The following is a 20577-nucleotide window of genomic DNA, read 5'->3' on the forward strand; positions in this document are numbered from 1 at the left end:
AATGGAGGGCATGCCTTCCGCACTCCCCGACGGCGAGCCCGTCCCCACCGACGGCGCGCTGCCCGCGCACGCGCTCGCCGGGGCCGCCGACCGCCCGCTCGGTTTCTACCTGCACGTCCCGTACTGCGCGACCCGCTGCGGCTACTGCGACTTCAACACCTACACCGCGACCGAGCTGCGCGGCACCGGCGGAGTGCTCGCCTCCCGCGACAACTACGCGGACACGCTGACCGACGAGATCCGGCTGGCCCGGAAGGTGCTGGGCGACGACCCGCGCGAGGTCCGCACGGTGTTCGTCGGGGGTGGTACGCCGACGCTGCTGGCCGCCGACGACCTCGTACGGATGCTGGGGGCGATCCGGGACGAGTTCGGGCTCGCCCCGGACGCGGAGATCACCACGGAGGCGAACCCGGAGTCCGTCGACCCCGCGTACCTCGCCACCCTCCGCGAGGGCGGCTTCAACCGGATCTCCTTCGGCATGCAGAGCGCCAAGCAGCACGTGCTGAAGGTCCTCGACCGCACGCACACCCCCGGCCGCCCCGAGCGTTGCGTCGCGGAGGCGCGGGCGGCGGGCTTCGAGCACGTCAACCTGGACCTGATCTACGGCACGCCGGGGGAGAGCGACGACGACTGGCGGGCCTCCCTGGACGCCGCCCTCGGCGCCGGCCCCGACCACATCAGCGCCTACGCGCTCATCGTGGAGGAGGGTACCCAGCTCGCCCGCCGCATCCGCCGGGGCGAGATCCCGATGACCGACGACGACGTCCACGCCGACCGGTACCTGATCGCCGAGGAGATGCTGGGCGCGGCGGGCTTCGACTGGTACGAGGTCTCCAACTGGGCCACCTCCGAGGCGGGTCGCTGCCTGCACAACGAGCTGTACTGGCGGGGCGCGGACTGGTGGGGGGCCGGGCCGGGAGCGCACTCGCACGTCGGCGGGGTCCGCTGGTGGAACGTCAAGCACCCGGGTGCCTACGCGGCGGCCCTGGCCTCCGGCCGCTCCCCGGGCGCGGGCCGGGAGCTGCTGTCCGACGAGGACCGGCGGGTGGAGCGCATCCTCCTGGAGCTGCGGCTGCGGGAAGGGGTCCCGCTGTCCCTGCTGAAGGAGGAAGGGCTCGCGGCTTCCCGACGCGCGCTGGCGGACGGACTCCTCCAGGAGGGCCCCTACGAGGAGGGGCGGGCCGCGCTGACCCTGCGCGGGCGGCTGCTGGCGGACGCGGTGGTGCGGGACCTGGTGGACTGATCACCCCGGCGGGTGAATCCCCCCGGAACGCCGGTTCGGTCCCTAACCTGGTTCGTAGGCTGCCGCCGATGGGACGCGGCGGATGTGGAGGCCACGGAGATGACCGCTGTGGACGAGCGTGGAATGGCCAGGTACCTCGACGAGTTCGAGCCTCCCGAGGGCGTCAGGGCTGAGCTTCTCCGAGGAGTCATCGTGATGATGGCCAGTCCTGATCTGGTGCACAACCTGATCGTGCTGCACACACAGCGGCAGATGCCCCTTGAGCGGTGGTATCCCCTCCAGACCCAGGACGTCGACATCGCCGGTGAGTCGAGCGAGCCGGTGCCGGACCTGGTGGTCCTCTCGCCCGACGTCCTGCCGAGTTCGGGGCGGCTGTTGCCCAGTCGGCTGATCACGATGGTGCTGGAGGTCGTCTCGAAGTACAGCGTCCACCAGGATTACGTGGTCAAGCGCTCGATCTACGCGGCGGGGAAGATCCCTGCCTACCTCGTCGTCGACCCGATCATGGCCCAGTGCGTTCTGCTGACGAAGCCGGCGGGCCAGGGGGAGGACGCCGACTACCTCAGCCAGGAGATCGTCAAGTTCGGCGATCCGGTGCCCCTGGAGGTTCTCGGGGTCGAACTGGACACCACCGAGTTCGGAACGTTCCCCGACGTCAGGCCCCACCGCTACCCGTGACGAAGTCGATCAGCTCCTCCACCCGCCCCAGCAGCTCCGGCTCCAGGTCCTTGTAGGACCCCACCCGCTTCAGGATCGCCTGCCACACCGCCCCGGTGTTCTCCGCCGGCCAGCCCAGCGCCCGGCACACGCCCGTCTTCCAGTCCTGCCCCTTCGGCACCGTCGGCCATGCCGGGATGCCCAGCGACGCCGGCTTCACCGCCTGCCAGATGTCGATGAACGGGTGGCCGACGACGAGCGCGTGTTCGCTGGTCACCGACTCCGCGATGCGCCACTCCTTCGTCCCCGGCACCAGGTGGTCCACCAGGACGCCCAGACGCGCGTCCGGGCCCGGGGCGAAGGACTCCACGATCGACGGCAGGTCGTCCACGCCCCCCAGGTACTCCACGACCACGCCCTCGATCCGCAGGTCGTCGCCCCACACCTTCTCGACGAGCTCGGCGTCGTGCCGGCCCTCCACGTAGATGCGGCCGGCGCGGGCCACGCGCGCGTGTGCCCGGGGGACGGCGACCGAGCCGGAGGCCGTACGGGTGGGACGTACCGGCGCCGACGAGGTGGGGCGGACCAGCGTCACCACGCGGCCCTCCAGCAGGAAGCCGCGCGGCTCCAGCGGGAACACCCGGTGCTTTCCGAAGCGGTCCTCCAGGGTCACCGTGCCCGCCTCGCAGCGGATCACCGCGCCGCAGAACCCGGTGCCGGGCTCCTCCACCACGAGACCCGGCTCGGCCGGGACCTCGGGGACGGACTTCTGCTTCTTCCAGGGTGGGGTCAGGTCGGAAGAGTACTGGCGCATTCGGATGACGATAGGAGAAGCCGTACGCCGAGGCGTACGACACGCCGGGGCCGGCCGGGAAGAGCCGCTCAGATCACGCCGAACCGCGTTGCCAGGGCGTCGCGTTGACGGCGGACGAACCCCGCGTCCACCACCGCGCCGTGACCGGGCACGTACAGCGCGTCCTCGCCGCCGAGCGCCAGCAGCCGGTCCAGGGCGTCCGGCCAGCGGGAGGGGACCGCGTCGGGGCCCGCCTGGGGTTCGCCGGACTCCTCCACCAGGTCGCCGCAGAACACCACCTCGGGATCGCCGGGGACCAGCACGGCCAGATCGTGCGCCGTGTGGCCGGGGCCCACGTTGGCCAGCAGCGCCTGGCGGCCGTCGCCGAGGTCCAGCGTCCACTCGCCGGAGACCGCGTGGCGGGGCGGGACCAGCGCGTCCACCGCCTCGTCGGCGTCGGCCGCCGGCAGCCCGTTGCGGATCGCGTCCAGCCGCAGGTCCGCGCGCTCGTACGCGAACACCGCGTCCAGGCCCACCGCCCCGTACACCTCGACCCCGGCGAACGCGGCTGCGCCGAAGACGTGGTCGAAGTGGGGATGGGTGAGCGCGAGATGGGTCACACGGCCACCCGCCAGCTCCTCGGCCTGGCCGCGCAGCCGCGCGCCCTCCGCGAGGCTCGAACCGGCGTCCACGAGCAGTGCCGTACCCTCCCCGAGGACCAGCCCCGCCGTGCAGTCCCAGCCCGGCAGCCGGCACCGGCCCACCCCCGCGGTCAGCCGCTCCCACCCCAGCTCTTCCCAAGTCACGGTCATACCCGCGACGCTAGCGGTACGAGCCGGTACGGCGGCACGACCTTGCCCAGGGTGTACCCGGCAGCCGTACACTGGGCCGGGGAACGCTGGCACTCACAAGGGAAGAGTGCCAGGCGGACGACCCGCAGGGACGAGGGGACGACGTGCTGGAGGTGCGCGCGAATGCTGAGTGAACGCAGGCTTCAGGTTCTGCGCGCCATCGTCCAGGACTACGTGGGCACCGAGGAGCCGGTCGGTTCCAAGGCGCTCACCGAGCGGCACAACCTCGGCGTCTCCCCGGCGACCGTCCGCAACGACATGGCGGCCCTGGAGGAGGAGGGGTACATCGCCCAGCCGCACACCAGCGCGGGGCGGATCCCCACCGACAAGGGCTACCGGCTGTTCGTGGACAAGCTGGCGGGCGTGAAGCCGATGACCGCGCCGGAGCGGCGGGCCATCCAGAACTTCCTGGAGGGCGCCGTCGACCTCGACGACGTCGTGGCGCGGACCGTGCGGCTGCTCGCGCAGCTCACCCGGCAGGTCGCCGTCGTGCAGTACCCGTCCCTGACCCGGTCCACGGTCCGGCACGTGGAGCTGCTGTCGCTGGCTCCCGCGCGCGTGATGCTCGTGCTGATCACGGACACCGGCCGGGTCGAGCAGCGGATGGTCGACTGCCCGGCGCCGTTCGGCGAGGCCTCGCTGGCGGATCTGCGGGCGCGGCTCAACAGCCGGGTCGCCGGCCGCCGGTTCACGGACGTGCCGAAGCTGGTCGAGGACCTCCCGGACGCCTTCGAGCCGGAGGACCGCGGTACGGTCTCCACGGTGCTCTCCACACTTCTGGAGACACTCGTGGAGGAGAACGAGGAGCGGTTGATGATCGGCGGCACCGCCAATCTGACCCGCTTCGGACATGACTTCCCCCTCACGATCCGGCCCGTCCTGGAGGCCCTGGAGGAGCAGGTCGTGCTCCTCAAGCTCCTCGGCGAGGCGAAGGATCCGGGCGTGACCGTGCGCATCGGGCACGAGAACGCCCATGAGGGACTCAACTCCACCTCCGTCGTGTCGGTCGGCTACGGTTCGGGCGGCGAGGCGGTTGCCAAGCTCGGCGTGGTCGGACCGACCCGCATGGACTACCCGGGAACGATGGGAGCGGTACGCGCAGTGGCACGGTACGTCGGACAGATCCTGGCGGAGTCGTAAGTGGCCACGGACTACTACGCCGTTCTCGGCGTGCGCCGCGACGCGTCGCAGGATGAGATCAAGAAGGCGTTCCGCCGGCTCGCGCGCGAGCTGCACCCGGACGTCAACCCGGACCCGAAGACCCAGGAGCGGTTCAAGGAGATCAACGCCGCTTACGAGGTGCTGTCGGACCCGCAGAAGAAGCAGGTCTACGACCTCGGCGGCGACCCGCTCTCCCAGTCGGGCGGCGCGGGCGCGGGCGGTTTCGGGGCCGGCGGCTTCGGCAACTTCTCCGACATCATGGACGCGTTCTTCGGTACGGCGTCGCAGCGCGGGCCGCGCTCGCGCACCCGGCGCGGCCAGGACGCGATGATCCGGATCGAGGTCGAGCTGGACGAGGCGGCCTTCGGGACGACCAAGGACATCCAGGTCGACACGGCCGTCGTCTGCAACACCTGCAACGGCGAGGGCGCGGCGCCCGGCACGTCCGCCCAGACGTGTGACATGTGCCGCGGCCGGGGTGAGGTCTCCCAGGTCACCCGGTCCTTCCTGGGCCAGGTCATGACCTCCCGGCCGTGCCCGCAGTGCCAGGGCTTCGGCACGGTCGTCCCGACGCCGTGTCCGGAGTGCGCCGGCGACGGCCGCGTCCGCTCGCGCCGCACGCTGACCGTCAAGATCCCGGCCGGTGTCGACAACGGCACCCGGATCCAGCTCGCCGGTGAGGGCGAGGTCGGCCCCGGCGGCGGCCCGGCCGGTGACCTGTACGTCGAGATCCACGAGCTGCCGCACCCGACGTTCCAGCGGCGCGGCGACGACCTGCACTGCACGGTCACGATCCCGATGACGGCGGCGGCCCTCGGCACGAAGGTGCCGCTGGAGACGCTGGACGGCCTGGAGGAGGTCGACATCCGGCCCGGCACCCAGTCCGGCCAGTCGATCCCGCTGCACGGCCGGGGCGTCACGCATCTGCGCGGCGGCGGCCGGGGCGACCTGGTCGTGCACGTCGAGGTGACCACGCCGACCAAGCTGGACCCGGAGCAGGAGCGCCTGCTGCGCGAGCTGGCCAAGCTGCGGGGCGAGGAACGGCCACAGGGCCAGTTCCAGCCGGGTCAGCAGGGGCTGTTCTCGCGGTTGAAGGATGCGTTCAACGGGCGCTGAGCGGGGTCGCGCGGGGTGCTTCGGCGCCCCGTGTGCCATCGGCATGTCCCAGCGGATGCCCGGATTCGGACTTGTCCGGAGGACGTGACAACATGCGGTCATGTCCTCCGCGCTGACCGATCTCTTCCCCCACCCGATCGTGCAGGCCCCCATGGCGGGCGGTATCTCCGTCCCGCAGCTCGCCGCCGCCGTCTCCGAGGCCGGTGGCCTCGGGTTCCTCGCCGCCGGGTACAAGACCGCCGACGGCATGTACCAGGAGATCAAGCAGCTGCGCGGGCTCACGAGCCGCCCCTTCGGCGTGAACCTCTTCATGCCGCAGCCCGAGCACGCGGAGTCCGGGGCCGTCGACCTCTACGCGCACCAGCTGGCCGGCGAGGCCGCCTGGTACGAGACCGAGCTGGGCGACCCGGACAGCGGCCGGGACGACGGCTACGACGCCAAGCTGGCCGTCCTGCTCGACGACCCGGTGCCGGTGGTCTCCTTCCACTTCGGCGTGCCGCGCCGCGAGGTGTTCGACAAGCTGCACCGCGCCGGCACCTTCACCCTGGTCACCGCCACCACCGCCGAGGAGGCCCGCGCGGTCGAGCGGGCCGGGGCCGACGCGGTGATCGCGCAGGGCGTGGAGGCCGGCGGACACCAGGGCACCCACCGGGACCTCCCGGAGAACGACGGCGCCGGCATCGGCCTGCTGTCGCTGGTCGCGCAGGTCCGCGAGGCCGTGCGCATCCCGGTCGTCGCCGCCGGCGGCATCATGCGCGGCGGCCAGATCGCCGCCGTCCTCGCGGCGGGCGCGAGCGCGGCCCAGCTGGGCACCGCGTTCGTCGCCACCCACGAGTCCGGCGCGCACCCCCTGCACAAGCGGGCGCTGACCGACCCGCTGTTCCCGCGCACCGAGCTGACCCGCGCCTTCACCGGCCGCCCGGCCCGCGCGCTGGTCAACCGCTTCCTGCGCGAGCACGGCCCGTACGCGCCCGCCGCCTACCCCGAGGTCAACCACCTCACCGCGCCGCTGCGCAAGGCCGCCGCCAAGGCCGAGGACGCGCAGGGCATGGCGATGTGGGCCGGGCAGGGCCACCGGATGGCCCGGGAACTGTCCGCGGGCCGGCTGGTGGAGGTGCTGGCGGCCGAACTCGCCGAGGCCCGGACAGCGTTGTCGGCCGGGGGTGGTCCCCGATGACCGCGCCGGTGTTCGTCGTCGACTCGCTGGAGGGCGTGGGCCCCGGCTCGGTCGTCGACGTCCGGGGCCCCGAGGGACGGCACGCGGTCTCCGTACGGCGGTTGCAGCCGGGCGAGAACGTGGTCCTCACCGACGGCAGGGGCCGGGGCGCGGCCGGGGTGGTCGTCAGCGTGTCGGGGAAGGACCACCTGGTGGTCGAGCCGTTCGAGTTCCCGGTGGAGCCCGAGCCCAGCCCCCGTATCACCGTCGTCCAGGCCCTGCCCAAGGGCGACCGCGGCGAGTTGGCCGTGGAGACGATGACGGAGACCGGCGTCGACGCGATCGTGCCCTGGCAGGCCGCGCGCTGCATCACCCAGTGGAAGGGCGACCGGGGGGCGAAGGCGCTCGCCAAGTGGCGTGCCACCGCGCGGGAGGCCGGCAAGCAGTCCCGCCGGCTGCGCTTCCCGGAGGTCGCCGACCTGGCGGCCACCAAGCAGGTCGCCGCGCTGCTCGGCGCGGCGGACTTCGCCGCCGTGCTCCACTCCGACTTCGACCACGTCAGCGAGCCCCTGGCCACCGCCGAACTCCCCACCGAGGGTGAGATCGTCCTGGTCGTGGGTCCGGAAGGCGGTGTGTCACGGGACGAGTTGGCGCTCTTCGAGGAGGCGGGCGCGAGGGCTTGCGTCCTCGGCCCCACCGTCCTGCGCACCTCCACCGCCGGCACCGCCGCCGTGGCCCTGTTGCTGGGCCGCACCGGCCGCTGGTCCTGACCGACTGGGGGCACCGTGGAACTCGCCCAGGTCCGGCTCCTGGTCACCGATTTTGCCGCCTGCTACCGCTTCTACGCCGATGTCCTCGGCCTCAAGCCGCAGTCCGGCGCGGTGGAGGGGCCGTACGAGAAGTTCAGCCCGCACGCCGGTTCCGCCGGGATCGCGCTCCAGGACCGCGCGATGATGGCCGAGCTCCTGGCCGAGCTGGGCGACACCGCCACCGGCCACCGGTCCCTGGTCGTCCTGCGCGTCGACGACCTCGACGCCTACTGCGCTCAGGTCACCGCCCGGGGCGCGACCCTGCTGCACGGACCGGCCCCCATGACCGACCGCATGCGCGTGGCCCACCTCAAGGACCCGGAGGGCAACCTGGTGGAACTACAGGAGTGGCTGCTGCTGCGCGGCTGACATCGGGCAGCAACGCCCACCCTTCCACGTCACCGGCCACCGGCCCGCAGCGACGCCGCAGTTCGTCGGCGAAGGCCCGGACGACGCGGGGTTCGTGCAGGTTGACGGTGTGTCCGTGCCGGTCGAAGACCAGACCGGAGTGCCCGTAACCGCCTTCGACCACGCCGGGGAACACGATGCGCGTCACGGTCCCGTCCCGGTGCAACGAGAGCACCTCCGTGCAGGGGCCGCCGTGGGCGTGCCGGTGCCGGACCCTCCACCGGTACTCGGTCCCGTCGGGCAGAACGAGCCGTCTGAGTCTGCGTTCACTGCGCATCGGGCCAGAGTAGACAGCCGGCCCCTGCCCCCCGAACGGGTGAGTGGCCGTATCCAGGCTTCCACGCGGCGGGGGCCGGTGGCACGCTGCCCTGCATGGGGGCTTCGAGGGGGATACGGCGTCGGGCGCGAGTGGTGGCCGTGGCGGGGCTCGTCGTGGTGGGCGGCGGGGCTGTCGTGGCCTGTCAGCCCGGTGGGGGGCTCGGGTCGGCAAGCGTCGCCTACACCACCGACCAGACCGCGACCGCCGCACTGGAACACCGGCACGTGAACGTCAGCTGGCTCACGTGCACCGGCGGTTACCGCGACGACGGTGCGCGCGGCGGCACACCCGCGCCGAGCGAGACCACCGTCGTCTCCGTCGACTGCCGGGGCGAGACGGACGACGGGCGGAAGATCGTCGTCGCCGGGCTGGTCACCAGGGCCGTCGACGGTGCCTGTGTGCGCGGGGACCTGACCGCCGAGGTGGACGGCAGACGGGTGTTCCGCGTCAGCGGGCTCGGCAACTGCTCCGCCCCGTCCGGGCCGGCGTACCGGCCGCCCACCGGGGGACGGCCGACCGTGACCGTCACCGTCACCCGCACCGTCCTGCCCGTGCCGGGCAAGTGATCCGAAACCGGGAGCGGAGGTACCCGGTCGCTGCGTAGAGTGACGGCGTGACTCAGGGTGCTTCGACGGGAACCACGGCAAACTCCGCCTATCTCCGATTCCCCCATCTGCGCGGCGACTTGGTGACCTTCGTCGCCGAGGACGACGTCTGGCTCGCGCCGGTCGACGGCGGCCGGGCCTGGCGGGTCAGCGCCGACAACGTGCCGGTGACCAGGCCCCGGATATCGCCGGACGGCCGGCACCTCGCCTGGACCTCCACCCGGGACGGCGCCCCCGAGGTGCATGTCGCCCCGCTCGACGGGGGCCCCGCCCGGCGGCTGACGTACTGGGGCAACGGCCGTACCGAGGTGCGTGGCTGGACCCCGGACGGACGGGTGCTCGCGCTCGGCGCGCAGGGCCGGCACAGCTTCCGGCACACCTGGGCGCACGCCGTCCCGCTGGACGGCGGACCCGCCGAGACCCTGCCGTACGGTCCGGTCGGCGATGTGGCCCTCGGCCCGGCCACCGTGCTGCTGTCCGCGCCGATGGGCCGTGAGGCAGCGCACTGGAAGCGCTACCGGGGCGGCACGGCGGGCAAGTTGTGGATCGACCGCGACGGCAGCGGCGAGTTCGTCCGGCTGCACGAGGACCTCGACGGGAACATCGAGTGCCCGGTGTGGGCCGGGGACCGCATCGCCTTCCTCTCCGACCACGAGGGCACCGGCGCGCTCTACTCCTCCCTCGCCGACGGCTCCGACCTTCGCCGGCACACTCCACTCGGGGGCCCCTCCCGGTCGAGCGGAGCCGAGAGCGGGGGAGGCTTCTACGCCCGCCACGCGGCCGGTGACGGCACCCGCGTCGTCTACAGCTCGGCCGGCGAACTCTGGCTCCTGGACGACCTGGAGGGCACCGAGCCGCGCCGGCTGGACGTACGGCTCGGCGGACCCCGCGTCGACCTGCGGCCGTACCCGGTCAACGCCTCCCGGTGGTTCGGCGAGGCGGCCCCCGACCACACCGCGCGCGGCAGCGCCGTCTGCGTGCGCGGCGGCATCCACTGGGTCACCCACCGCTCCGGTCCCGCCCGCGCCCTGGCCGCCACCCCCGGCGTGCGCGCCCGGATGCCGCGCGTCTTCCGCGCCGACGGCGAGGAGTGGGTGGTGTGGGTGACGGACGCCGAGGGCGACGACGCCCTGGAGTTCGCGCCCGCGACCGGCACCGTGCCCGGCGCCCCGCCCCGCCGGCTCGCCGCCGGACAGCTCGGCCGGGTCCTGGAGCTGGCCGTGGCACCCGACGGCAGCCGGGCCGCCGTGGCCGCGCACGACGGCAGACTGCTCCTGGTCGAACGCGAGACCGGCGAGGTCCGCGAGGTCGACCGCAGCGACGACGGCGAGGTCTCCGGCCTCGCCTTCTCCCCGGACTCCGCCTGGCTCGCCTGGTCCCACCCCGGCCCCCGCCCGCTGTCCCAGCTGCGCGTCGCCCACACCACCGACCTGTCGGTGACCGAGGCGACCCCGCTGCGCTTCCAGGACTACGCGCCCGCCTTCACCCTGGACGGCAAGCACCTCGCGTTCCTCTCCAACCGCGCCTTCGACCCGGTCTACGACGAGCACGTCTTCGACCTCGCGTTCGTGGTCGGCGCCCGCCCGCACCTGATCACGCTGGCCGCGACCACCCCCTCGCCGTTCGGTCCGCAGCGCCACGGCCGCCCGTTCGAGACCTCCGACAAGGACGAGACCCCCGACGGCGAGGGCACGCCGACCACCCGCGTCGACCTGGAGGGCCTGGCCGACCGCATCGTCCCCTTCCCGGTCGAGGCCGGCCGCTACTCCACGCTCCAGGCCGCCAAGGACGGCGTCCTCTGGCTGCGCCACCCCGTCCAGGGTGTCCTCGGCGCCTCCCGCGCCCACCCCGAGGACCCCGACCCGCACACCGAGCTGGAGCGCTACGACCTCGCCCAGCGCCGCCTGGAGCACCTCGCCTCCGACGCCGACCACTTCGAGGTCAGCGGCGACGGCAGACGCGTCCTGCTGTGGGCCGACGGCCGGCTCCGGGTCGTACCGAGCGACCGCCGCACCGGCACCGACGACGACGGTGACACCAGCGTCACCGTCGACCTCGGCCGGGTCCGGCAGACCGTCGACCCGGCCGCCGAGTGGCGGCAGATGTACGACGAGACCGGCCGTCTCATGCGCGACCATTTCTGGCGCCCCGACCTCGGCGGCACCGACTGGAACGGCGTCCTCGCCCGCTACCGCCCGCTGCTGGCCCGCCTCGCCACCCACAGCGACCTGGTCGACCTGCTCTGGGAGGTGCACGGCGAACTGGGCACCTCGCACGCCTACGTCATCCCGCGCGGCGGTTCCGGCCGCCGCGCCCGGCAGGGCCTGCTGGGCGCCGACATCTCCCGCCACGAGGACGGCAGCTGGCGCATCGACCGCATCCTGCCGTCGGAGACCTCCGACCCGGAGGCCCGTTCCCCGCTCGCCGCGCCCGGTGCCGCGGTCCGTCCCGGTGACGCGATCATCGCGGTCGCCGGCCACCAGGTCGACCCTGTGACGGGTCCGGGCCCGCTGCTCGTCGGCACGGCCGGTCACCCGGTGGAGCTGACCGTCTCCCCGGCCGGCGGCGGCGAACCCCGGCACACGGTCGTCGTCCCCATCGCCGACGAGGAGCCCCTGCGGTACCACGCCTGGGTCGCCGATCGCCGTGCCCATGTGCACGCGGCCTCCGCGGGCCGCCTCGGCTACCTCCACGTCCCGGACATGCAGGCCCCCGGCTGGGCCCAGATCCACCGTGACCTGCGCGTCGAGGTGGCCCGCGAAGGCCTCGTCGTCGACGTCCGCGAGAACCGCGGCGGCCACACCTCCCAGCTCGTGGTCGAGAAGCTGGCCCGCCGGATCATCGGCTGGGACCTCCCGCGCGGCATGCGCCCTACCAGCTATCCGCTGGACGCCCCGCGCGGCCCGGTCGTCGCCGTCGCCAACGAGTTCTCCGGCTCCGACGGAGACATCGTCAACGCGGCCATCAAGGCCCTGGGCATCGGCCCGGTCGTCGGCACCCGCACCTGGGGCGGCGTCATCGGCATCGACAGCCGCTACCACCTGCTCGACGGCACCCTGGTCACCCAGCCGAAGTACGCGATGTGGCTGGAGGGCGTGGGCTGGGACGTGGAGAACCACGGGGTGGACCCCGACGTGGAGGTCGTACAGAGGCCCCAGGACTGGGTGGCGGGCCGCGACGCCCAACTGGACGAGGCGATCAGGCTCGCGCTGGAGGCGCTGGAGACCAGTCCCGCGAAGACACCGCCGGGTATGCCCGGCTGACCGACTACGATGCCCACCGTATTGATCACAGGAGGCACCCCATGGCCGGAGAGCCGCAGAACGACTGCCTGTTCTGCAAGATCGTCGCGGGCGAGATCCCGGCGACGATCGTCCGCGAGACCGAGACGACCGTGGCCTTCCGGGACATAAACCCCCAGGCCCCGACGCACGTCCTGGTGATCCCCAAGGCCCACTACGAGAACGCGGCCGAGCTCGCCGCGGGCGACCCGCAGCTCGCGGCCGACGTGCTCGCCGAGACCAAGGCCGTCGCCGACGAGGAGAAGCTCGACAGCTACCGCCTCGTCTTCAACACGGGCAGCGGCGCCGGCCAGACCGTCTGGCACGCCCACGCCCACGTCCTCGGCGGCCGTGGCCTGCAGTGGCCGCCCGGATAGGCAGCCGTGTCCGTCCGTGAACTGGTGGTCCTCGGCACCGCCAGCCAGGTCCCGACCCGGCACCGCAACCACAACGGCTACCTGCTGCGGTGGGACGGCGAGGGCCTCCTGTTCGACCCCGGCGAGGGCACGCAGCGGCAGATGCTGCGCGCCGGGGTCGCCGCCCACGACCTGAACCGGATCTGCGTCACGCACTTCCACGGCGACCACTCCCTCGGCCTCGCCGGGGTCATCCAGCGGATCAACCTCGACCAGGTGCCGCACGAGGTCACCGCGCACTACCCGCGCTCGGGGCAGCGCTTCTTCGACCGGCTGCGCTACGCGACCGCCTACCGCGAGACCGTCGGCCTGACCGAGGCCCCGGTCGCCGCCGACGGCATCCTCGCGGTGACCCGGTCGTACACCCTGGAGGCCCGCAGGCTCTCGCACCCGGTCGAGTCCTACGGCTACCGCCTGATCGAGCCCGACGGCCGCCGCATGCTGCCCGACCGGCTGGCCGCGCACGGCGTCAGAGGCCCGGACGTGGGCCGCCTCCAGCGTGAGGGCCGGCTCGGGGACGTGACGCTGGAGGACGTCAGCGAGGTGCGGCGCGGGCAGCGGTTCGCGTTCGTCATGGACACCCGGCTCTGCGACGGCGTGCACGCGCTCGCGGAGGGCTGCGACCTGCTCGTCATCGAGTCCACCTTCCTCGACGAGGACGTGGAACTCGCCATCGAGCACGGACATCTGACGGCGGGTCAGGCCGCCGCCGTGGCCCGGGACGCCGGTGTGCGGCACCTCGTGCTCACCCACTTCAGCCAGCGCTACACCGACCCCGGGGAGTTCGAGCGGCAGGCGCGGGCGGCCGGGTTCGAGGGGGAGCTCACCGTGGCCTACGACCTGCTGCGGGTGCCGGTTCCGAAACGGCGGTAAAACACCCGTACGATGCTTTGATGCCCGTCCCGAAAGCAGAACTTCACCTCCATGTCGAAGGCACGCTGGAGCCGGAGCTGGCCTTCGAGCTGGCCGCCCGCAACGGCGTGACCCTCCCGTACGCGGACACCGACGCCCTCCGCGAGGCCTACCGGTTCGAGGACCTCCAGTCCTTCCTGGACCTCTACTACGAGCTGATGGCCGTCCTGCGCACCGAGCAGGACTTCGCCGACCTGGCGAACGCCTACCTCGCCCGGGCCGCCGCGCAGGGCGTGCGGCACGCGGAGATCTTCTTCGACCCGCAGGCCCACCTGGTCCGGGGCGTGGCCATGGGCACGGTCGTGGAGGGGCTGTGGCGGGCGCTCGGCGGCAGCGAGGCCGCCCACGGCGTCTCCACCAAGCTGATCATGTGCTTCCTGCGGGACGAGTCCGCCGAGTCGGCGCTGGCCACCCTGGAGGCCGCGAAGCCGTACCTGGACCGGATCACCGGGGTCGGCCTGGACTCCGCCGAGGTCGGGCACCCTCCGGCGAAGTTCCGGGAGGTGTACGAGGCCGCCGCCGCGCTCGGGCTGCGCCGGGTCGCGCACGCCGGCGAGGAGGGGCCGCCGGAGTACATCACCGAGGCGCTGGACGTGCTCGGCGTGGAGCGCGTCGACCACGGCCTGCGCTGCATGGAGGACCCCGCGCTGGTCGAGCGGCTGGTGCGGGAGCGGGTTCCGCTGACGCTGTGCCCGCTGTCCAACGTCCGGCTCCGGACCGTCGGCACGCTCGCCGGCCATCCCCTGCCCGCCATGCTCGACGCCGGCCTGCTGTGCACGGTCAACTCCGACGACCCCGCGTACTTCGGCGGGTACGCGGGCGACAACTTCGCCGCCGTGCACGAGGCCCTGGGGCTGTCCCGGGATCGGCTGCGCGAGCTGGCCCGCAACTCGTTCCTCGCCTCCTTCCTGGAGGACGACGAGGAGCGCAGGGCCCGCTACCTCGCCGAGGTCGACGCGTACGAGTTCGGGGACGCCGTCTCGTAGGCGCGCCGAGCGGGTACGGCGGGCGTGTCCACCGGGACTTCGACGACCGGGACATCCGTGACCGGGACTCCGGCGGCCGGGACGTCCACGGCCGGCAGGGGGCGCCTGCCCGTCCGCAGCGCCACCGCAGTCATCGGTACGGCGATCAGCAGCAGCCCGGCGCCGAGCACCCGCCCCATCGCCGGGAAGCCCGCCCCGGCCGCCAGCACACTGCCCGCGAGGGGTCCCGCCGCGGTGCCCAGCGAGGACGCCGAGCCGACCAGGACCGTCCAGCGGCCCCGCGGGTCCAGGGAAGCGGCCAGGGCGATGACGTAGGACAGCACGACCGGGTAGAGCAGGTTCCAGGCGATCTCGCCGGCCGCGAACGCGGGCAGGTCCGTGGCCGCCGCGCTGAGCGCGACGCACCCCGCGATGAGGGCGGTACCGGCGCCGATGGGCAGGGCCCGGCCCAGTCGCGGGCCGAGCGCGCCCGCGCCCACCACGCCGAGGAGTCCGGCGCCGAGCGCGACCGCGAAGACCGCGCCGACGGTGACCTCACTGAGGTGGGCCTGGCCGAGGCCGATCCGGCCGCTGACGCCCCACAGGGCGTTCTGGGCGAGGGACCAGCAGGGCATCGCGGCGGCCAGCAGCAGGCCGGCGCGCGGGTGGGGGAGGCGGTCGTACCCGGCGGCCGGGCGGGCCGGGGCGGTATGGACGGACAGGCGGCCGGTGAGCGGCCAGACGGCGAGCGCGGTCAGCGCGAGGGCGGCGAGCGGAAGGCCGTGTCCGGGCCCGAGGTGAGGGATCGTCAGGTACAGGGCGCCCGCGAGGGCGGAGACGCCGAGCAGGCCGAGGGTGGTGACCCGGTGCGGGTCGCGCTGTCCGGCGATGCCGCTCGCGGCCACCGCCGTGACCGTGCCGGAGCCCAGGCCGCCGACGACCGCGCCCGCGACGACGGCCGGTACGGCTCCGGTGAGGGCGGCGCCGCCGTAGCCGAGGGCGGCGAGCGCGAGGCCGGCGCGGGCGAGGACGCGGGGGCCGGTCCGGTCGGCCCGGGAGGCCAGCAGGAAGCCGGCGGTCGCCGAACTCAGCAGCAGGGCGCTGCCGGTGGCCCCCGCCTGGGTCGCGGTGAGCGGGAGTCCGCTGTCGAGTCTGCCGACGGTGGTGGGCAGCAGGTACGGGGCGAGGTACCCGGCCGCGAACAGGGCGACGAGGGGCCAGGGCAGGGTGCGGGGGGCGGACACGGGCGTTCCCAGGGCAGGCGAGAAGTGCGGCTCGGAAAAGGGGGGATGGGCTGCGGCCGTCGACGGACAGGAACGCGCGAGCAAGTTGTATCAAGCACGCGGTTCCGGAAGAAGTCCGGTGGGTGTGATCCGGACCACGGTTGTGTTTGGGGGTGGTGCACGGGGGTAGGAGATTCTAGGCTCTGTTCTCATATGTGGATGTCATTCACAAGAAGAGACGATCAGGTCGGCGGTGCCCGGTCCCGCCCGACGGCTTCCGCGTCGCCGGCCTGAAGGCCCTCCTCGCCGCCGGACCCGACCTCGTAGGAGCCTGCCCGTGACCCGTGACCTGACCATCGCCGAGGTGCGGCTGACGCCGATCCTGGTCGCCGACCCGCCGCTGCTCAACACCCAGGGCGTGCACCAGCCGTACACCCCCCGGCTGATCGTGGAGATCGTCACGGCCGACGGGACCACCGGGCTCGGCGAGACCTACGGCGACACCAAGTACCTGGAGCCGGCCCGGTCGCTGGCCGAGCGGCTCACCGGACGGTCGGTCATGGACGTGAACGGCCTCTTCGGGATCGACCTCGCCGTGGACGCCTCCCGGATCGAGGGACAGGCGGACGCGGGCGGGCTGCGCGGGGTGCAGACCGCCGACAAGCTGCGGCTGTCCGTGCTGTCCGCCTTCGAGGTCGCCTGCCTCGACGCCCAGGGCAAGGCGCTCGGACTGCCCGTGCACGCGCTGCTCGGCGGCAAGGTGCGGGACGAAGTCGAGTACAGCGCCTACCTCTTCTACAAGTGGGACCGGCACCCGGCGGGGGTCCCCGCCGAGCCGGACGAGTGGGGCGCCGCGCTCGACCCGGCCGGTGTGGTGGAACAGGCGCGCCGGCTCCAGGAGCGGCACGGCTTCGGCTCGTTCAAGCTCAAGGGCGGGGTGTTCCCGCCCGACGAGGAGATCGCCGCCGTCCGCGCCCTCGCCGCGGCCTTCCCCGGACACCCGCTGCGGCTCGACCCCAACGGCGCCTGGTCGGTGGAGACCTCGCTGAAGGTGGCGAAGGAACTCGGCGACGTCCTGGAGTACCTGGAGGACCCGACGCTGGGCACGCCCGGCATGGCGGAAGTCGCCGCCGGGACCGACGTTCCGCTCGCCACCAACATGTGCGTGACCACCTTCGGCGAGATCAAGGAGGCGTTCACGAAGGACGCCGTGCAGGTCGTCCTCTCCGACCACCACTACTGGGGCGGACTGCGCAACACCCAGCACCTCGCCGCGATCTGCGCCGCCTTCGGGGTCGGGGTGTCCATGCACTCCAACACCCATCTCGGCATCAGCCTCGCCGCGATGACCCAGGTGGCGGCCACGGTCCCCAACCTCCACCACGCCTGCGACTCCCACTACCCCTGGCAGTCCGAGGACGTCCTCACCGAACGGATCGCCTTCGACGGCGGCCGGGTCGCGGTGTCCGACGCGCCGGGCCTCGGCGTCGCACTGGACCGGGACGAACTGGCCCGGCTGCACCGGCGGTGGGCCGAGGACGACGGCTCGCTGCGCGACCGCGACGACGCGGCGGCGATGCGCGCCGCCGAACCGGACTGGCGGACACCGGCGATGCCCCGGTGGTGACCCGGCGCCGCACGGCATCCCGGTGCGTGACCTGGTGCACACTGGCCAGAACCGCACCACGCCAGGGAGCGCACCGTGACGCCGTCGCACACCCTCACCGGAGAGGAACCGGAACACCTCACCCAGGCAGCGCGCTGCCAGACCCAGGTCGACCCGCTCGCCGCGCTGCGTGCCCCCGGTGACCCGCCCTGGGACGTCTACCTCACCGGCACGGTCTTCCTCGACATCATCTTCACCGGCCTGGAGTCGGCGCCGGTCCGCGGCACCGAGTCCTGGGCCCGGGGCATGGGCTCCAGCCCCGGCGGGGTCGCCAACATGGCCGCCGCCCTGGCCCGGCTCGGCCTGCGGACCGCCCTCGCGGCGGCCTTCGGCGACGACCACTACGGCGAGTACTGCTGGGACGCGCTGGAACAGGGCGAGGGCATCGACCTGTCCGCCTCGCAGACCGTGCCCGGCTGGCACTCGCCGGTGACCGTCTCCATGGCCTACGAGGGCGAGCGGACCATGGTCTCCCACGGGCACGAGCCGCCGGCGGAGGCGGTGCTCCTCCAGGAGGAGGCCACCGCCCGGCCGCCCCGCGCGCGGGCCGCCGTCGCCTCCCTCACGCCCGGCCGCAGCGCGCCCTGGATCGCGCAGGCCGCCCGCGCGGGCACCCGCATCTTCGCCGACGTCGGCTGGGACGAGACGGGCGCGTGGGACCTGTCCGGGCTGGCCGACCTGGAGCACTGCGAGGCCTTCCTGCCCAACGCGGAGGAGGCCAAGCGGTACACCGGCACCGACTGTCCGCGGCTCGCCGCGCACGCCCTGACCGAGTACGTGCCGGTCGCCGTGGTCACGCTGGGCTCGGACGGCGCCTACGCGGTGGACCGGCGGACCGGGGAGACGGCGGAGGTGCCGGCGATCGAGGTGGAGGCGCTGGATCCGACCGGGGCGGGGGACGTGTTCGTCGCCGGGTTCGTGACCGGATCCCTGGCGGGGTGGCCGCTGGCCGACCGGCTGGCCTTCGCCGGGCTCACGGCCGCGCTGTCGGTGCAGGAGTTCGGGGGGTCCCTGTCGGCGCCGGGGTGGTCGGAGATCGGGGCGTGGTGGCGGCGCGTGCAGTCCCTGCCGGGGCAGTCGCCCGCGGCGCTTCGGCGGTACGAGTTCCTGGAGGGCCTGGTGCCGGAGGAGCTGGACCGGCCGTGGCCGCTGCGGCGGGCCGTGCCGACCATCGGGTTCCGCCGGTCCGGCTGACGTACCAGGGGGCTCCGCCCCCTGGACCCCCGTTCGCCCACCCACCCGACTCGGCCGGCTGGGAGGTGGCCCGCGGGGTGCGGCTCGGGGGGTGGTCGTATGAAAAGCCCTACGGTGTTGTCAGCCCCCCGTCGTACCCTTGGGAGTGCGAGGCCGCCCTCAGCTACGCGGCCGTGACGAGGAGGAAGCGCAGGCCTTCAGAGCCGGCCCATGACACAGACACCCACAGCTCACACCCCCGCGCAGGAGCAGGCGAGAGCGCAGTTCACCGTCCCCGCCCAGCACCCCATGGTGACCGTGCTGGGTTCCGGCGACTCCCTCCTGCGTGTGATCGAGAAGGCCTTCCCGGCGGCCGACATCCACGTCCGGGGCAATGAGATCAGCGCGGTCGGCGACCCGGTCGACGTCGCCCTCATCTCGCGCGTGTTCGAAGAGATGATGCTGGTGCTCCGCACCGGGCAGCCGATGACGGAGGACGCAGTGGAACGCTCGATCGCCATGCTGAAGGCGAGCGAGGCAGGGACGAGCGACGGCCTGGAGACCCCGGCCGAGGTACTGACGCAGAACATCCTGTCCTCGCGTGGCCGAACGATCCGCCCGAAGACCCTCAACCAGAAGCGGTACGTCGACGCGATCGACAAGCACACGATCGTCTTCGGCATCGGCCCCGCCGGTACCGGCAAGACCTACCTGGCCATGGCCAAGGCCGTGCAGGCCCTCCAGTCCAAGCAGGTCAACCGGATCATCCTGACCCGTCCGGCGGTGGAGGCGGGCGAGCGGCTCGGCTTCCTGCCCGGCACGCTCTACGAGAAGATCGACCCGTACCTGCGCCCGCTGTACGACGCGCTGCACGACATGATCGACCCGGACTCGATCCCGCGGCTGATGGCGGCCGGGACGATCGAGGTCGCGCCGCTCGCCTACATGCGCGGCCGCACGCTCAACGACGCCTTCATCATCCTGGACGAGGCCCAGAACACGAGCCCCGAACAGATGAAGATGTTCCTCACCCGCCTCGGCTTCGACTCGAAGATCGTGATCACGGGTGACGTGACGCAGGTCGACCTGCCGAACGGGCAGAAGTCAGGCCTGAGGCAGGTGCAGGAGATCCTGGAGGGCGTCGAGGACGTCCACTTCTCCCGGCTGTCGTCCCACGATGTCGTACGGCACAAGCTGGTGGGCCGTATCGTCGACGCGTACGAGAAGTACGACAGCAAGTACGGCACCGAGAACGGCGCTCCCAAGGGCGTCCGTGGCAAGTCCGGCGCCAAGGGCACCAAGGGGAAGTAGACCAGCACGACCATGTCGATCGACGTCAACAACGAGTCCGGCACCGAGGTAGACGAGCAGGCGATCCTGGACATCGCCCGCTACGCGCTCGCGCGGATGCGCATCCACCCGCTCTCCGAGCTCTCGGTGATCGTCGTGGACGCCGACGCCATGGAGCAGCTCCACATCCAGTGGATGGACCTGCCGGGCCCCACCGATGTCATGTCGTTCCCGATGGACGAGCTGCGCCCGCCGTCCAAGGACGACGACGAGCCGCCGCAGGGGCTGCTCGGCGACATCGTGCTGTGCCCGGAGGTCGCCGCGAAGCAGGGGGCGGAAGCCCCGACGCAGCACTCCATGGACGAGGAGCTCCAGCTGCTCACCGTCCATGGCGTGCTGCACCTGCTCGGGTACGACCACGAGGAGCCCGACGAGAAGGCCGAGATGTTCGGGCTCCAGGCCGCCATCGTGGACGGATGGCGGGCCGAGCGCGGTCTGACCGGGCCGTCCCCGGCGCCGACCGTCTCGTAAGC

General features: G+C 73.0%; 19 protein-coding genes. 16 read left to right on the top strand and 3 right to left on the bottom strand.

The genetic code is table 11. The features are described from left to right. Positions 1 to 10 precede the first annotated feature (10 nt). Positions 11 to 1243, top strand: a complete 1233-nt coding sequence (hemW, locus tag C3492_RS06435; protein WP_103810765.1) for a radical SAM family heme chaperone HemW — start codon at positions 11 to 13, stop codon at positions 1241 to 1243. A 99-nt stretch (positions 1244 to 1342) separates the two neighbouring features. Next, a complete protein-coding gene (locus tag C3492_RS06440) occupies positions 1343 to 1921 on the top strand; it encodes a Uma2 family endonuclease (RefSeq protein ID WP_181140229.1) in 579 nt (192 codons plus the stop codon). Here the strand turns inward: C3492_RS06440 and C3492_RS06445 are convergent. Together C3492_RS06445 and C3492_RS06450 are read right to left on the bottom strand one after the other, a co-directional pair. Next, positions 1899 to 2714 carry a DUF3097 domain-containing protein gene (locus tag C3492_RS06445; RefSeq protein WP_103810766.1) on the bottom strand — a complete coding sequence of 272 codons (816 nt, stop codon included), beginning with the start codon at positions 2712 to 2714 and terminating at the stop codon, positions 1899 to 1901. The two genes, C3492_RS06440 and C3492_RS06445, sit on opposite strands and share 23 nt — an antisense overlap. Positions 2715 to 2782: 68 nt before the next feature. Further along, positions 2783 to 3505 (bottom strand): MBL fold metallo-hydrolase, encoded by a 723-nt coding sequence (locus C3492_RS06450; protein ID WP_103810767.1) that lies wholly within the window; start codon positions 3503 to 3505, stop codon positions 2783 to 2785. 162 nt (positions 3506 to 3667) lie between these two features. On the opposite strand from C3492_RS06450, the gene hrcA reads away from it, so the two are divergent. From hrcA to C3492_RS06500, 10 genes are all read left to right on the top strand, one after another. Further along, positions 3668 to 4684: a heat-inducible transcriptional repressor HrcA gene (gene hrcA / locus C3492_RS06455; protein ID WP_103810768.1), complete on the top strand. Its 1017-nt coding sequence runs from the start codon at positions 3668 to 3670 to the stop codon at positions 4682 to 4684. Continuing rightward, entirely contained in the window at positions 4685 to 5821 is a 1137-nt protein-coding gene (gene dnaJ, locus C3492_RS06460; protein WP_103810769.1) for a molecular chaperone DnaJ, read from the top strand. A 100-nt stretch (positions 5822 to 5921) separates the two neighbouring features. After that, positions 5922 to 6998 carry a nitronate monooxygenase gene (locus C3492_RS06465; RefSeq protein WP_103810770.1) on the top strand — a complete coding sequence of 359 codons (1077 nt, stop codon included), beginning with the start codon at positions 5922 to 5924 and terminating at the stop codon, positions 6996 to 6998. Further along, on the top strand, positions 6995 to 7747 hold the full coding sequence (locus tag C3492_RS06470) for a 16S rRNA (uracil(1498)-N(3))-methyltransferase (protein ID WP_103810771.1): 753 nt from the start codon (positions 6995 to 6997) through the stop codon (positions 7745 to 7747). The genes C3492_RS06465 and C3492_RS06470 overlap by 4 nt, the downstream gene beginning before the upstream one ends. 15 nt (positions 7748 to 7762) lie before the next feature. Continuing rightward, positions 7763 to 8155, top strand: a complete 393-nt coding sequence (locus tag C3492_RS06475; RefSeq protein ID WP_103810772.1) for a VOC family protein — start codon at positions 7763 to 7765, stop codon at positions 8153 to 8155. A 411-nt stretch (positions 8156 to 8566) separates the two neighbouring features. Continuing rightward, positions 8567 to 9079 (top strand): hypothetical protein, encoded by a 513-nt coding sequence (locus C3492_RS06480; RefSeq protein WP_258055530.1) that lies wholly within the window; start codon positions 8567 to 8569, stop codon positions 9077 to 9079. A 47-nt stretch (positions 9080 to 9126) separates the two neighbouring features. Next, on the top strand, positions 9127 to 12381 hold the full coding sequence (locus tag C3492_RS06485) for a S41 family peptidase (RefSeq protein WP_258055531.1): 3255 nt from the start codon (positions 9127 to 9129) through the stop codon (positions 12379 to 12381). Between the two features lie 41 nt (positions 12382 to 12422). Continuing rightward, positions 12423 to 12776, top strand: coding sequence for a histidine triad nucleotide-binding protein (locus tag C3492_RS06490; RefSeq protein WP_103810774.1), 354 nt, complete (start codon positions 12423 to 12425; stop codon positions 12774 to 12776). A gap of 6 nt (positions 12777 to 12782) precedes the next feature. Then, entirely contained in the window at positions 12783 to 13688 is a 906-nt protein-coding gene (locus C3492_RS06495; RefSeq protein WP_103810775.1) for a ribonuclease Z, read from the top strand. A gap of 20 nt (positions 13689 to 13708) precedes the next feature. Continuing rightward, entirely contained in the window at positions 13709 to 14713 is a 1005-nt protein-coding gene (locus C3492_RS06500; protein WP_103810776.1) for an adenosine deaminase, read from the top strand. Here the strand turns inward: C3492_RS06500 and C3492_RS06505 are convergent. Then, a complete protein-coding gene (locus C3492_RS06505) occupies positions 14665 to 15936 on the bottom strand; it encodes an MFS transporter (RefSeq protein ID WP_103810777.1) in 1272 nt (423 codons plus the stop codon). The genes C3492_RS06500 and C3492_RS06505 overlap by 49 nt on opposite strands. 316 nt (positions 15937 to 16252) lie before the next feature. Here C3492_RS06505 and C3492_RS06510 point away from each other — a divergent pair, with 316 nt between their 5' ends. From C3492_RS06510 to ybeY, 4 genes are all read left to right on the top strand, one after another. Continuing rightward, positions 16253 to 17542 (top strand): glucarate dehydratase family protein, encoded by a 1290-nt coding sequence (locus C3492_RS06510; protein ID WP_103810778.1) that lies wholly within the window; start codon positions 16253 to 16255, stop codon positions 17540 to 17542. Between the two features lie 75 nt (positions 17543 to 17617). Then, positions 17618 to 18775 carry a carbohydrate kinase family protein gene (locus C3492_RS06515; protein WP_103810779.1) on the top strand — a complete coding sequence of 386 codons (1158 nt, stop codon included), beginning with the start codon at positions 17618 to 17620 and terminating at the stop codon, positions 18773 to 18775. Between the two features lie 210 nt (positions 18776 to 18985). Further along, complete coding sequence (locus tag C3492_RS06520) at positions 18986 to 20065, top strand: PhoH family protein (RefSeq protein ID WP_051009688.1); 1080 nt, start codon at positions 18986 to 18988, stop codon at positions 20063 to 20065. A 12-nt stretch (positions 20066 to 20077) separates the two neighbouring features. After that, complete coding sequence (gene ybeY, locus C3492_RS06525; RefSeq protein ID WP_030657030.1) at positions 20078 to 20575, top strand: rRNA maturation RNase YbeY; 498 nt, start codon at positions 20078 to 20080, stop codon at positions 20573 to 20575. Positions 20576 to 20577 lie beyond the last annotated feature (2 nt).

The sequence above is a fragment of the Streptomyces sp. Ru62 genome, from assembly GCF_002920615.1.
GTDB lineage: Bacteria > Actinomycetota > Actinomycetes > Streptomycetales > Streptomycetaceae > Streptomyces.

Excerpts from the sequence above, each read along its gene's own strand:
- hemW (WP_103810765.1), top strand. The coding sequence starts at position 11 with ATGCCTTCCGCACTCCCCGACGGCGAGCCCGTCCCCACCGACGGCGCG.
- C3492_RS06440 (WP_181140229.1), top strand. The coding sequence starts at position 1,343 with ATGACCGCTGTGGACGAGCGTGGAATGGCCAGGTACCTCGACGAGTTC.
- C3492_RS06445 (WP_103810766.1), bottom strand. The coding sequence starts at position 2,714 with ATGCGCCAGTACTCTTCCGACCTGACCCCACCCTGGAAGAAGCAGAAG.
- C3492_RS06450 (WP_103810767.1), bottom strand. The coding sequence starts at position 3,505 with ATGACCGTGACTTGGGAAGAGCTGGGGTGGGAGCGGCTGACCGCGGGG.
- hrcA (WP_103810768.1), top strand. The coding sequence starts at position 3,668 with ATGCTGAGTGAACGCAGGCTTCAGGTTCTGCGCGCCATCGTCCAGGAC.
- C3492_RS06465 (WP_103810770.1), top strand. The coding sequence starts at position 5,922 with ATGTCCTCCGCGCTGACCGATCTCTTCCCCCACCCGATCGTGCAGGCC.
- C3492_RS06470 (WP_103810771.1), top strand. The coding sequence starts at position 6,995 with ATGACCGCGCCGGTGTTCGTCGTCGACTCGCTGGAGGGCGTGGGCCCC.
- C3492_RS06480 (WP_258055530.1), top strand. The coding sequence starts at position 8,567 with ATGGGGGCTTCGAGGGGGATACGGCGTCGGGCGCGAGTGGTGGCCGTG.
- C3492_RS06490 (WP_103810774.1), top strand. The coding sequence starts at position 12,423 with ATGGCCGGAGAGCCGCAGAACGACTGCCTGTTCTGCAAGATCGTCGCG.
- C3492_RS06500 (WP_103810776.1), top strand. The coding sequence starts at position 13,709 with ATGCCCGTCCCGAAAGCAGAACTTCACCTCCATGTCGAAGGCACGCTG.
- C3492_RS06520 (WP_051009688.1), top strand. The coding sequence starts at position 18,986 with ATGACACAGACACCCACAGCTCACACCCCCGCGCAGGAGCAGGCGAGA.
- ybeY (WP_030657030.1), top strand. The coding sequence starts at position 20,078 with ATGTCGATCGACGTCAACAACGAGTCCGGCACCGAGGTAGACGAGCAG.